The 13,077-nt window shown below is 72.7% G+C and carries 9 protein-coding genes; 8 read left to right on the plus strand and 1 reads right to left on the minus strand.

Annotated elements, in window-relative coordinates:
- The first annotated feature begins 270 nt into the window (after positions 1–270).
- From ACIQCJ_RS20325 to ACIQCJ_RS20360, 8 genes are all read left to right on the plus strand, one after another.
- A complete protein-coding gene (locus ACIQCJ_RS20325) occupies positions 271–2,451 on the plus strand; it encodes a hypothetical protein (RefSeq protein ID WP_402712106.1) in 2,181 nt (726 codons plus the stop codon).
- 159 nt (positions 2,452–2,610) lie between these two features.
- On the plus strand, positions 2,611–4,212 hold the full coding sequence (gene pelF, locus ACIQCJ_RS20330; protein WP_402712107.1) for a GT4 family glycosyltransferase PelF: 1,602 nt from the start codon (positions 2,611–2,613) through the stop codon (positions 4,210–4,212).
- Positions 4,209–5,912 carry a hypothetical protein gene (locus ACIQCJ_RS20335; protein WP_402712108.1) on the plus strand — a complete coding sequence of 568 codons (1,704 nt, stop codon included), beginning with the start codon at positions 4,209–4,211 and terminating at the stop codon, positions 5,910–5,912. The genes pelF and ACIQCJ_RS20335 overlap by 4 nt, the downstream gene beginning before the upstream one ends.
- Positions 5,913–6,003: 91 nt before the next feature.
- On the plus strand, positions 6,004–7,005 hold the full coding sequence (locus tag ACIQCJ_RS20340) for a GDP-mannose 4,6-dehydratase (RefSeq protein WP_391160661.1): 1,002 nt from the start codon (positions 6,004–6,006) through the stop codon (positions 7,003–7,005).
- A gap of 89 nt (positions 7,006–7,094) precedes the next feature.
- Positions 7,095–7,808, plus strand: coding sequence for a sugar phosphate nucleotidyltransferase (locus ACIQCJ_RS20345; RefSeq protein ID WP_355347729.1), 714 nt, complete (start codon positions 7,095–7,097; stop codon positions 7,806–7,808).
- A 6-nt stretch (positions 7,809–7,814) separates the two neighbouring features.
- The gene (locus ACIQCJ_RS20350) at positions 7,815–8,777 is read left to right on the plus strand and encodes an NAD-dependent epimerase/dehydratase family protein (RefSeq protein ID WP_402712109.1); all 963 of its coding nucleotides are present in this window, start codon (positions 7,815–7,817) and stop codon (positions 8,775–8,777) included.
- Complete coding sequence (locus tag ACIQCJ_RS20355; RefSeq protein WP_355347735.1) at positions 8,774–9,460, plus strand: spherulation-specific family 4 protein; 687 nt, start codon at positions 8,774–8,776, stop codon at positions 9,458–9,460. The genes ACIQCJ_RS20350 and ACIQCJ_RS20355 overlap by 4 nt, the downstream gene beginning before the upstream one ends.
- A complete protein-coding gene (locus tag ACIQCJ_RS20360) occupies positions 9,457–10,419 on the plus strand; it encodes an endo alpha-1,4 polygalactosaminidase (RefSeq protein WP_402712110.1) in 963 nt (320 codons plus the stop codon). The genes ACIQCJ_RS20355 and ACIQCJ_RS20360 overlap by 4 nt, the downstream gene beginning before the upstream one ends.
- 18 nt (positions 10,420–10,437) lie before the next feature.
- Here the strand turns inward: ACIQCJ_RS20360 and ACIQCJ_RS20365 are convergent, their stop codons facing one another.
- A complete protein-coding gene (locus ACIQCJ_RS20365; RefSeq protein ID WP_402712111.1) occupies positions 10,438–13,068 on the minus strand; it encodes a glutaminase domain-containing protein in 2,631 nt (876 codons plus the stop codon).
- Positions 13,069–13,077 lie beyond the last annotated feature (9 nt).

The following is a 13,077-nucleotide window of genomic DNA, read 5'->3' on the forward strand; positions in this document are numbered from 1 at the left end:
GAAAATCGCAAATCCGAGCGATGATTCATCATTCAGGTCGATAATCCTTTCGCGCCGTGCTCATGTCATTCAGAAAACTCGCAGGTGGGAAGGGTCGGGCAGGCGCGTCACGCCGTTCGGTGTCCCCTGCCTTCCGGCCACCTCCGCAGAATGGTCACAAGTCCTCCGCACCGTGCCCCACGATGGTCCCCGTAATTGCGGCCGGGATTCGGCCGCTGCCAGTTGGAAGACGCTGAGCCGATTCATGCCGTCTTCCGGGGGAGGAAAACTATGGGCAGAGCATTGCGTGCTGCCGCTCTGAGTTCAGCGGCGGTTCTCGTGGCCCTGGGGGTGGCACCGAGCGGGGCGCAGGCCGCGACACCGCCCCGTATCGATCTGAGGGTGCTGGTCGTCGACGACGGCGGACCGGCGACACAGGCCATCACCGCGGAACTCGACGGGGCGGGGACCCCGTACACGAGGATCGATCTCAACCAGGCGGGCCGGCCGACCATCAACGCCGCCTACCTCAGCGACACCGTGAGCGGCCGGGCACGCGCCAAGTTCCAGTCGGTGGTGCTGCCCAACGACAACCCGTTCGGGGCGGGTTCCGCCGAGATGGCCGCACTGGCGGCGTACGAGACGGACTTCGGCATCCGCCAGGTGGACGCGTACACCTACGCCCAGCCCGGCGTCGGGCTGAACTACGCGCAGGATCCGGGGTACATCGGCCAACTCGACGGCATTCAGGGCCAGGTGACGGCGCAGGGCACCGCGGGCGACTTCGGTTACCTCAAGGGCGCGGTTCCCTTCGAGGACAACGACCCGAACGTGGCCGAGAGTTACGGCTTCCTCGCGACGCCGCTGGCGACCCAGGCCGCCGGGGCGACCTTCACCACGCTGGTCGACGCGCCGATTCCGGACAGTTCGGCGCGCGGTGTGCTGGTCGGGCAGTACAACCACGACGGGCGCAGCGAGTTGGTGCTGCCGTTCGTCTACAACCAGTACCAGCAGCAGTTCCGGCTGCTGGCGCGCGGGATCGTGGAGTGGATGACCCAGGGCATCCACCTCGGCGCCGACCGCAACTACTTCGAGGTGCAGGTCGACGACATCTTCCTGGCCGACGACCGGTGGAACACCACCCTCAACTGCACGCCCGGCGACGTGGACTGCCCGATCGGCACCGGTGAGGACACCGATCCGATCCGGATGACCGCGGCGGACGCGCAGTACGCCAAGCAGTGGTCGCAGGCGCACGGCCTCACCCTCGACTTCGTCTTCAACGGCGGCGGCAGCGAGGACTGGAAGGCCGACCACGACACCACCGTCGACCCGCTGGCCACCCAGCTCCTGGCCGACAAGAGCGCCTACCGCTGGGTCAACCACACGTATCTGCACCCCTTCCTCGGCTGTGTCCAGGACGTCAGCGTGGTGCCGTGGGTCTGCGGGACGGACGCCTCGGGGAATGTCCAGTGGGTCAGCAAGGCCGACATCACGGCCTCGGTGCAGGACAACCGCAACTGGGCCGCCTCGCACGGGCTGTCGCTGAACAACCAGGAGCTGGTGACCGGTGAGCACTCCGGGCTCAAGGTGCTGCCGCAGCAGCCGGTCGACAATCCGAACCTCGCGCCCGCGCTGACCCAGCTCGGCGTGAAGTACCTGGCCAGCGACAACTCCCGCGACCCGGGCCAGCGTCAGGTCGGTCCCGCGGTCACCGTGCCGCGCTTCCCGATGAACGTCTTCTACAACGCCGGTACGGCGCAGGAGGAGACCGACGAGTACAACTGGATCTACACCAGCTCCGCCCAGGGCGGCAGCGGCGCCTGCGCGACCTCGGGCAACTCCACCTGTCTGACCGCGCCGTTGGACACCGACACCGGCTACGCGTCGTACATCGTGCCGCTCGAGGCCAAGATCGACCTCGGGCACGTGCTGGGCAACAACCCGCGCCCGCACTTCATGCACCAGTCCAACCTCGCGGAGGGCCGCATCGCCTACCCGGTGCTGGAGCGCATCCTCAGCGACTACGCGTCGCTGTTCGCCGCCAGCACCCCGACCGTCAACCTGCGGACCTCGGACATCGCCACCGAGTTGCAGCGCAGGGCGGCGTGGGACACGGCGTGGAAGGGCGGCCAGGTGACCGCCTACCGGATCGGTGACGCGGTGACGGTCAACGCGCCGAGCGGTACGCAGATCACCGCGACGATGCCCGCCGGTACGCGCCAATCCCAACTGCTCGGCACGACCGCCTTCGGCAGCTCCTACGCGGGCAAGGTGTCCGGCTGGACCACGCCCGGCGTGCTCCAGAGCAATGTGTCGCTGACGCTGCCGTCCGGCGCGGTGCCCGCGCTGGTCAACCTGAACGTCTCGCTCGGGCCGATCACGATCAAGGCTTCCGTCGGCCATCTGCCGGTGCCCAAGGGCGTCGCCAAGGCCGTGCCCGTGGGACCGGGCGACCACACCAGGAAGTAGCACCGGGAAGTGAACCACCCGCGGGCGGGGCGTACTCGGCCCCGCCCGCGGTACCGGGGCGCCGCACGGTCACCGGCGCCCCGTGACACGAGAACGTCCAGGGGGGACACCATTTCCACGCACAGAATCTTCGGCGCACCGCCCTCGCGCACCGCGCGGGTGACATTGCTGACCGAGGGCACGTATCCGCACAGCCCCGGCGGGGTCAGCGTGTGGTGCGACCAGTTGGTCCAGGGGATGCCGGACGTCGAATTCTCGGTGATCGCGGTGACGGGCACCGGCCGCGAGACCCCGGTCTGGCCGCTCCCGGCGCAGGTCACCGGGCTCGACGTGGTCCCGCTGTGGGGGCAGGCGCCGGAGGGCAGGGCGCCGCGCGGCCGGGACCGCCGCGCGTTCCTCGCGGTGTGGGAACGCTTTCTGCGGGCGCTGCTGCACGAGGACGGCGCGGACGAGCCGCCGGCCCGCGGCGGCCGGTCCGCGGCGCCCGACGAGGACTTCGGACCCGCGCTGTACGCGCTCGCCGGGTGGGCGGGCATGGGCGCGCTGTCGGCCGGGCTGCGCTCGGAGGAGGCGGTGCGGACGCTGGTCCGGCTGTGGCGCCGCCCCGGCACGACCGTGTCGGCCGCGGTGCCGACCCAGGCCGACGCGCTCAGCGCCGTCGATCTGCTGGAGCACGCGCTGCGCCCGCTGGCCGTGGTGCCGCCGCCGGGTCAGGTCGCGCACGCCGTCAGCGGCGGGCTGGCCACGCTGCCGGGACTGGTGGCGCACGAGCGGTACGACACGCCGCTGCTGCTCACCGAGCACGGCGTCTACCAGCGCGAACGCTATCTCGGCTACCGCACGGGACCGTACCGCTGGCCGGTCAAGGCGCTGCTGCTCACCTTCTTCCGGCTGCTGTCGCGCGAGACGTACCGCAACAGCGCGCTGATCACGCCGGGCAACCGCTACAACCGGCGGTGGGAGGAGCACGGCGGGGCGGCGCCTGACCGGATCCGTACCGTCTACAACGGAGTCGATCCCGGGGCGTTCCCGATGGCCGGACCCGAGCCGGAGGTGCCGACGCTCACCTGGGCGGGGCGGATCGACCCGATCAAGGACCTGGAGACGCTGATCCGCGCCTTCGCGCTGGTCAGGGCCGAGATACCCGCCGCGCGGCTGCGGATCTTCGGCGGCACTCCGCGCGGCGGCGAGGCGTACCGCGAGCGGTGCGAGGCACTGGCGGCGACGGTCGGCGCGGCCGACGCGGTCACCTTCGAGGGCCGGGTGGACGACATCCGCACCGCGTACGCGGCCGGGCAGGTCGTGATGCTCTCCAGCATCAGCGAGGGCTTCCCCTTCACCCTCATCGAGGCGATGTCCTGCGGGCGGTGCACCGTGTCGACCGATGTCGGCGGGGTACGGGAGGCCGTGGGCGACACCGGTCTCGTCGTGCCCCCGCGCGATCCGAAGGCGATGGCGCGGGCCGCGGTCGAGCTGCTGCGCGATCCGGCGCGGCGCGCCTCGATGGGCTGGGAGGCGCGGCTGCGGGTCATCGACCAGTTCACGCTCCGTCAGACGATCGACGCCTTCCGGGGGATCTACACGGGACTGAGCCGGGTCGAGGACCGCGGCGCGCAGATCTACGGCGGTGTCACCTGGATGTCCCGTGTCTGGCGCGGGGGTTCAGCGGACGCCGAAGCTGATGGCCTGTCAACAGCCGCCGCTGAGAACGCCGATGACGCGACAGTCGTCGGTGTGCGGGCTGTCGGGGACGGCCGGTGAGCGGGCCGATGTCCCTGCTCAGCAGGGTCGCGGGCGGCGGTATGGCCGCGCTGCCCGAGCTGCCGCGCCCGCGCCGGGTGCCGTCCTGGGCGGTCGGCGACCCGGTCGCGGAGCTGGCGGAGCGGCTGTCGGCGGCGTGCTCGGCGGCCGTGCACCCCGACGAGATCGCGGCGGTGCTGGAGTCCGAGGGGCTGACCGACGAGCAGATCACCGGCCGCTACGGGCACCCGGACCTGTTCTCGCTCGCGCGGGAGCTGTTCGAGACGGTGCCGCGGCGCTTCCCCGAGCCCGAACCCGCCGACGACCCGTGGCAGGTCGACGTGTGGCGCTGCGTACTGCGTGGCCTGACCTTCGCGCTGCCAGGCGTCGCCTATGTGCTCGGCGGGCGCTGGGCAGGCGGCGACGACGGGCCGTTCGGGGTGTCCCGCGCGGTCGCCGCGTGGGGCGCGGCGGCGCTGTGCGGGTGGGGCTGGAACCAGGCGCTCGCGCACCGCGCGCACCTGCACCTGCTCGCCCAGCGACCGCGGGCCGCCGCGCGCTGCCTGGTCACCGGCGCGGCGGTCGGGGCCTGCCTGGCCGGCGCCGCCGCCGCGGCCGTCGCGGGCCCCGGCCATCTCTCCGCCCTCGCCTTCGCGGCGGGCCAGTCGGTGTACGTCGCGTCCGCGACCGTCCTGCTCGTGCTCGGCCGCGAGCGCTCCCTCCTCTATGTCCTGACGCCGCTCGCCGTCGCGGTCGCCTGCGGGGCCGGCGGCCTGCCGTCGCCCGCGGTCGCCGCCGTCCTGGTCGCCACCGCGGCGGCGGCCGGCGGGGCGGCCCTCGCCACCGCGCTGCGCACCGCCCTGACCGGCGAGCCGCCCGAGCGCGGGCCCGCCAAGCCGCCGCGCGCGCCCTGGCGCGAGCGTGTACGCGCCGACCGCGGCGCCCAACTGCGCGCTCGCGCAAGCCGGTTCGGCCGCAGTCGCGCCAAGACCGGCACGGACACCCGCACCACACCCGGCCGATTCGCCCGCAGGACAGCCGGCCGATTCGCCCGCAGGGCAGCCGGACCCGGCACGGACACCCGCACCGGGCTCGTCTCCTCGCTCCGGACCCTGCCGGAGGCGGCCCGGCTGCTGTGGCGGGCCGACGACGGCGTCACCGACGCCAAGGGCCTGTCGCCGTATCTGTCGCTGCCGCACGGGATGGCGGGGCTCGCGGGCGGCGCGCTGGTGGTCGCGGCGGCGCTCACCGGGGAGTTCGTGGCCGCGCTCACGGTGAGCATGGGCGTCGCCGAATGGCTGCTCTTCCGCTTCCGCAGCCGGTGTCTGACCGCACTGCGCGGGACGACCGTGCACGAGCGGCTGCTCGCCAGGTCGTGGCGCGTGCTGGCGGGCTGTCTCGCGCTCTACGCCGTCGCGCTGGCCGCGCTCGCGGCCGTCGAGGCGGCGGTCGTGCCCGGCGCCGCCGCCTGGAACCCGGCGCACCTGTCGGTGCTGCTGGCCCTCGGCGGCACGCTGTGGCTGTCGCTGCTCCTCCAGTCCTGCGGCCGGGCGTGGACGGGGAGTTACGTGCTCGCCGCCGCCGTCCTGACGGCCGTCGCGCTGCTGGCGGCGCACACCGCGACGGCCGGGACCGTACTCCGCCTGGTCTGCGCGGGAGCCGCCGCCGTCCTGCTCACGGCGGCCTTGACGATGACCGGCCGCGTGACCACCCACCGCTGACCCCGCGTCCGCGGCGCGCACACCCGCGCCCCACACCACCGACCTCCGACCTCACCACTCCAACCGACCCTCCGCAGAAGGAGATTCATCCGTGTCCACCGAGACACCCGTCGCCGTCACCGGCGCGGAAGGCTTCATCGGCTCGCACCTGGTGGAGGCGCTGGTCGCCTCCGGGCGCCGCGTCCGCGCGATGGTGCAGTACAACTCGTTCTCGTCCCACGGCTGGCTCGAAGTGCTCGCGCCCGACGTGCTGGACCGGGTCGAGGTGGTCCTCGGCGACGTCCGCGACTCCGGTTCCGTACGGGATCTGGTCGCCGACAGCGACACCGTCTACCACCTGGCCGCGCTGATCGCGATCCCGTACTCGTACCGCGCGCCGCGCAGCTACGTGGACACCAATGTGTCCGGCACCCTCAACGTCCTCGAAGCCGTAAGGGAGTTCGGCGTCCCGCGGCTGGTGCACACCTCCACCAGCGAGACGTACGGCACCGCGCGGACCGTGCCGATCACCGAGGACCACCCGATCGTCACGCAGTCGCCGTACGCCGCGTCGAAGGCGGGCGGGGACCGGCTGGCGGACAGCTACCACGCCAGCTTCGAGACGCCGGTGGTGACACTGCGGCCGTTCAACACCTTCGGGCCGCGGCAGTCGATGCGCGCGGTGATCCCGACGGTGATCGGCCAGGTCGCGGCGGGCGAGCGGGAGGTGACGCTCGGGGACCTGCGGCCGACCAGGGACTTCAGCTACGTCAAGGACACCGCCGCGGCCTTCGTCGCGGTCGGCACCGCGCCCGCCGAGAAGGTGGTCGGCCGGACCTTCAACGCCGGTACGGGCGGCGAGATCTCGGTCGGCGACCTGGTGCGGCTGATCGGCAAGCTGATGGACACCGAGCTGCTGGTGCGCGAGGACGCGCAGCGGCTGCGGCCCGCCGGTTCCGAGGTCATGCGGCTGGTCTGCGACGCGACCCGGCTGCGCGAGGCCACCGGCTGGCGACCGGCCCACAGCCTGGAGGACGGGCTGGCGCACACCATCGACTTCTTCCGCGACCCGGCCCACCTGGCCCGTTACAAGACCACCGCGTACAACGTCTGACGCCGCCTCATCAGCGCTGCGCCGGGCACCTGTTGACCACTTTCATCGCAGCAGAGAACCGCTGACATCCAACCGCAGGGGGGACCACCATGCACGCAGTCATTCTCGCCGGGGGCAAAGGCGTGAGGCTCCGGCCGTACACCACCGCACTGCCCAAGCCACTGGTGCCGATCGGCGACAGCCACGCGATCCTGGAGATCGTGATGCGCCAGCTCGCGGGCTTCGGCTTCCGCCGCTGCACCATCGCCATCGGCCACCTCGGCAACATCATCCGCGCGTACGTCGGGGACGGCTCCCAGTGGGGCATCGAGGTCGACTACGTGACCGAGGACAGTCCGCTGGGCACGATGGGGCCGCTGCTCACGATGATCGACCAACTCCCCGAACACTTCCTGGTGATGAACGGCGACGTGCTCACCGACCTCGACTTCTCCGCCGTTCTCGACCAGCACCGGGGCACGGGCGCGCCGCTCACCATCGCCACCTACGCCCGTACCGTGAACATCGACTTCGGGGTGCTCAGCACCGACGACGGGCGGGTGGTCGCCTTCACCGAGAAGCCGAGCATGGACTACCGGGTGTCGATGGGGGTGTACGGGGTCTCCCGGAGCACGCTCCTGCGCTACACCCCCGGTCTGCCGCTGGGCTTCGACGAGGTGGTGCTCGATCTGCTGGCCGCGGGTGCGCAGCCGCGGGCCTTCGACTTCGACGGCTACTGGCTCGACATCGGCCGCCCCGACGACTACGACCGGGCGAACGCCGAATTCAGCAGCCGTCGCGGCCTGTTGCTCAAGGGGGCGTGAGGGGCCATGACGCGGACGCGGATTCTCGTACTGGGCTGTGGCGGTTTCCTGGGCTCCCGGGTGACCGCGCGGCTCCAGCGGACGCCCGGGGCGCGGATCCTGCGCGGCGGGCGGGGCGCGGGGGACGGCGCCAAGGGCGGTACGCGGGGCGGTCCGAAGGGCGGCGCCGGACTCGATCTGGCGGCCGACCTGGCGACCGTGCCGGTCGATGTCCTGGCCCGGCGGCTCGCCGCGCTGGCCCCCGACGCGGTGGTCGACTGCGCGGGCGTGGTGGCGGGCCGCGCCAGCACGCTGTGCGCGACCAACGCGCGGGGGCCGGCCGCGCTGTGCGAGGCGATGGCGCTCGCCACGCCGTCGGCGCGGCTGGTGCACCTGGGCTCGGCGGCCGAGTACGGACCGGCGGAGCCCGGCGCCGCACTGGCGGAGTCGGCGCCCGCCCGGCCGGAGGGCGTCTACGGGGCGGCCAAGCTCGCGGGCACCCTCGCCGTGACCGGCTCGGGCCTCGACGCGGTGGTGCTGCGGGTCTTCAACCCGGTCGGCGCCGGCTCGCCGACCTCCGGGCTGCCCGGCAGGCTGGCCGCCGCCTTCCGCGAGGCGCCGCGCGAAGGGGTGGTGCGCACCGGCAGTCTGGCCGCGTACCGCGACTTCGTCGCCGCGGACGACGTGGCGGACGCGGTGGCCCTCGCGGTGGCCGCGCCCGGCTCGGTGCCGCCCGTGGTCAACATCGGTTCGGGCGAGGCGACCCAAGTGCGCACGCTGGCGGCGGAGTTGGCCTCGGTCAGCGGCTTCACCGGCCGGCTGGAGGAGTCGGGGCGGGGCTCGGAGCGCTCGGCCGGGGTGTCCTGGCACCAGGCGGACATCACGCTCGCGGCGTACGCGCTGGGCTGGCAGCCCACGCGGACGCTGCGGGACGCGCTCACCGCCCTGTGGGCGGCGGTGCCGGGCGAGCCGGTCAGGATCTCACCGTGAGCCATGGCTCCCCCGCGCCCTCCGCGGGCTCGCTGCTCGTGCCGCTGTACGTCCACCCGGCGGTGGACCCGGCCGCGTGGCGGGCCCTGGAGGACGCGGCACCGGCCCTGTACGGGGTGGTGCTCAACGCCGCGGACGGTCCCGGCGACCGGCCGGACCCGGTGTACACGCTCGCCGCGCGGCGGCTGCGGGAGGCCGGGGCGCCGGTGCTCGGCTATGTCGACACCGACTACGCGGCCCGCCCGGCGCACACGGTCTACCGCGATCTGCGCAGGCACCGGGCCTGGTACGCCACCGACGGCGTGTTCTTCGACCGGGTGGCGTCCGACGCGCGGCGGATCCCGTACTACCGGTGGCTGGCCAGGACGGCCCGGCTCTGCGGGGCGCGGACGGTGGTGTTCAATCCAGGGGTGCACCCCGATCCCGGCTACGCCCGTCTCTGCGACCTGCTCGTGACCTTCGAGGGGACCTGGGACGACTACCAGGGCGCGGGCGTGCCGCGCTGGACGGCCGGGCATCCGGCCGAACGGTTCTGCCATCTGGTGTACGGGGTGCCCGACGGTCTCGCGGGGCGGGCGGCCCGGCTGGCGGCGCTGCGCGGTGCGGCCGTGCGCTGCGCGGTCCCCGGTCTGCCGCCCAATCCGTGGCGGACCGCGCCCGTCCCGATCGGAGGAAACGTATGACCGCCCGCCGTACGGCGCTGAATCTCACCGTGCGCACGGTGACCGCCGCCCTGCTGCTCGTGCTGGCGGCCTGCTCGTCGTCGGGCGACGGGGACGGTGGCGGAGGGGGAGGTACGGACGGCGGGGGCACGGCGGGCGGCAGTCCCTCGGTGACCGCGTCCGGGCCCGCGAAGGGCGCCGCGTCGAGCCCCGCCACGACCGGCCCGGCGAGCGCCCCGGAAGGTACGCCCACGCACGCGGCGACCGGGCGGGTCGCGCCCGCGTACTGGCATCCGCGCGCCCGCACTCCCTGGCAGTGGCAGCTCAGCGGCACGGTCGACACCTCGGTGGACGTACCGGTCTACGACATCGACGGCTTCGAGAACGGCGCCGAGGTGGTCAGGACGTTGCACGCGGCCGGGCGCAAGGTGATCTGCTACATCAACGTCGGGGCGTGGGAGTCCTTCCGCCCCGACAGCGGGAAATTCCCCGCGTCGGTGCGCGGCGAGGGCGACGGCTGGGACGGCGAACGCTGGCTGGACATCCGCCGGGTGGACGTCCTGCGCCCGCTGATGGCCGCCCGCTTCGACATGTGCCGCGAGAAGGGCTTCGACGCGGTGGAGCCCGACCTGATGGACGGCTACGCGAACACCACCGGCTTTCCGTTGACGGCCGCTCAGCAGATCACGTACAACCGGATGATCGCCGACCTGGCGCACGAGCGTGGGCTGGCCGTCGGTCTGAAGAACGACGTCGGCCAGGTGGCCACGCTCGTGCGGTACTTCGACTTCGCGGTCAACGAGGAGTGCGCGCAGTACGACGAGTGTGCGCAAATGGCGCCGTTCATCGCGGCGGACAAGCCGGTCTTCCACGTCGAGTACAAGCTGAAGTCCGGTCAGTTCTGCTCTCAGGCGAGGAAGTTGGGGCTCAGTTCGATGGTGAAGCACCTTTCGCTGGACGCGTGGCGCGATCCCTGCTGAGCGGTCGGGCGACGGCGCTCAGATCATCCGCCACAGGTGGTCGGCGCTGCCGTTGTCGGTCCACTGGGTGACCTGGGCGGCGTCGGCCTGCGACATGCCGTCGACCGCGAGGACCTTGCCCGAGCGGACGTTGACGATCTTCTTCCAGCCGTCGCCGTTGTCGACGATCCGCCACAGGTGGTCGGGCGTTCCGTTGTCCTGGTACTGCTGGACGTGGGCGCCGTCGTCGAGGCTCTGGTCGTGGACGGCGAGCGCTTTGCCGCTGTTGCGGTTGATGATGCGTACGGTGCCGTCGCCGTTGTCGAGCACGGTCCAGACGTGGTCGGCGGTGCCGTTGTCGGCGTACTGGGTGACCTCGGCGGTGTCGGCGCGGGACATGCCGGAGACGGCGAGCACCTTGCCGGAGTTGCGGTTCTGGATCCGGCACCACACCACGGTGGACACGGCGGGTTTCAGGAGCAGGGCCAGCGCGCCGCCCACCACCGGGCGGGCCTGGAAGCCGCGTTGGGCGGCGCTGGCCACGGTGTACCAGTCGCTGAACGGGACGCGCTGTCCGGTGGTGTCGGCGTAGGCGTAGACGCCGTTGACGAGCAGGTCGCGGACGCCGGGCCGGTCGGCGAGCCAGGCCGCCGTCCACAGTTCCCAGTCGGCCTTGGTGTAGTCGTTGCGCGGGTCGAGTTCGATGCCGTAAGTGCCGGCGTGGGAGGCGTACCAGTTGGCCTCCTGTTCGGCGAAGCCGACCGGGACCAGGTCGAGGCCGAGCAGCCGGTCGGGGAAGCCGTTGTACTTCAGGCTCCAGGTGCCGTCCTGGTCGTAGGCCAGTTTGAGGTGGGTGCCGGAGGAGTCCTGGGCGAGGGTGGTCCACTGGCTGAGGTAGCCGCGGGAGACCGAGCGGTAGCGGGCGGCGTCCGCGGTGTTGCCGGTGGCGGCGGCGATGACGCCCATCGCGCCGATGCCGACCATGCCCTTGAGCGCGAGGTTCGCGCTGTGCGCGATGAAGCCGGTGAAGTCGTCGGTCTGGTTCTGGTAGCCGGGGTCGAGGGTGTTGGCGACCAGGTACTCGGCCCAGCGGCGCAGCACCGCGTAGTGGGCGGCGGCGTATGACGCGCCGTCAGCGGTGGGCAGCCGCTGGACGATCGCCGCGACCATGATGAGCATGTTCGCGGACTCCTCGACCGGCATGCTCTCCTCGTTGCCGTCGGCGCGGCCGAAGGCGTTGGGGTAGGTGCCGAGGTCGTGCGGTGCGAAGTCCTGTGACCAGCCGCCGTGTTCGACGTAGTGGAAGAGCGGTTCGAGCACCAGTCGCAGGTAGGCCGGTGAGAGGTAGAGGTAGGCGGGGAAGGCGGGGTAGATCACGTCGACGGTGGACATGTCGCCGTTGGAGGAGATCTCCTTCAAGAACGCCCAGGGGCCGCCGTCGCGGTCGACCAGTTCGGTGCCCGCGACGGCCTGGCGCAGCGCGAGGGCGCAGACGGCGGCGTAGTGGTCGCCGGTGCTTCCGCCGCCGGCCGCGGTGACCGCGTCGTCGTGGATCTTCTGGTCGAGGGCGGTCGCGGCGGTCAGCGCGGCGCCGCGGTCGGCGTCGAACCAGTCCACCATCGCGGTCCAGGAGCTCCAGTAGTGCGTCCACCACGGCTGGAGTTGTGCGCCGAGGTGGGTGACGGCGGGGGTGCGGACATGGCCGAGGACGACGGTGAACTCCGCCGACGGTGTAGCGGAGTCGACGGTGCCGAAGTCCCGGTTGAGGCCGAGCACCGGCCATCGGTCGTTGATCGCGCGCGGCTTGGCGGTGTCCACCGAGCCGTCGAGCCGCCCAGTGGCCGCCGAGGCCGCGCGCACCACGGTGTCCTGGCCGATCTGATGGGTCACCGCGCCGCCGGTGGCGGTGGCCAGCACGAGCCGTCCCCAGGACGCCTGGTCGCCGCTCTCCTGAAGGACGCCCGGGGTGGCGGGCTCCGCGCTGAGCACGGTCATCCGGCCGGTGGTCGTACGGTCCCACGTGATGGGCGTGGCGACGTTGTTGTGCACCCACTCACCGGAGGCGTCGAGATGGACGTCCACGGTGTGGGAGCGGCCGTCGTTGCTCGCGGCCCGCACGGTGACGTAGCTGAGCGGTACGCACTGGCGCTGGAGATCGCCGACGTCGACGGGTGAGAAGAAGGTGACGGTGAGCGTCACGCCGCCGCCGCTGAGCTGGTAGACCGAGCGGGTGGCGGTGAGTTGCAGCGACACCTGCTGCATGGTGGTGAGCGCGGGGCCGCCGGGCAGCGCGGGGTTGCCGAGGAAGACGTACGCCGCGCCGTCGATCCGTGCGAGGCCGCACAGCGCGGTGACGTGGCCGGTCCAGAAGGCGGGCCAGGTCCCCGCGAGGTTGTCGGCGGGCAGCCAGGTCGACAGGTACGGCGAGCGGACGGCCAGCGGTACGGCGGGCGGGCGCAGCGGGCTGAAGGTGGAGGCCGCCGCCTGGGCGGCGTGCGGGGCCGCGCCCGGAACGGCCGCCGCGGTGACGGCGTTCGCTGTGGCGGCTTGTGCGGGCACGGCGGCGAGCCAGCCGCCGGTGGCCGCGGCGGCGGTCAACGCGCCGCTCCAGCGCAGGAGTTCGCGGCGTCCGGGGCGGGCGTGCGGGGTCGCGGAGTCGTCGGGGGTCACGGGGGTCCG

The organism is Streptomyces sp. NPDC093221 (assembly GCF_044753885.1).
Lineage (GTDB): Bacteria > Actinomycetota > Actinomycetes > Streptomycetales > Streptomycetaceae > Actinacidiphila.

What these genes read in the sequence shown, in the direction of transcription:
- ACIQCJ_RS20325 (WP_402712106.1), top strand. Translation starts at nt 271, where the DNA reads ATGGGCAGAGCATTGCGTGCTGCCGCTCTGAGTTCAGCGGCGGTTCTC.
- ACIQCJ_RS20345 (WP_355347729.1), top strand. Translation starts at nt 7,095, where the DNA reads ATGCACGCAGTCATTCTCGCCGGGGGCAAAGGCGTGAGGCTCCGGCCG.
- ACIQCJ_RS20350 (WP_402712109.1), top strand. Translation starts at nt 7,815, where the DNA reads ATGACGCGGACGCGGATTCTCGTACTGGGCTGTGGCGGTTTCCTGGGC.
- ACIQCJ_RS20360 (WP_402712110.1), top strand. Translation starts at nt 9,457, where the DNA reads ATGACCGCCCGCCGTACGGCGCTGAATCTCACCGTGCGCACGGTGACC.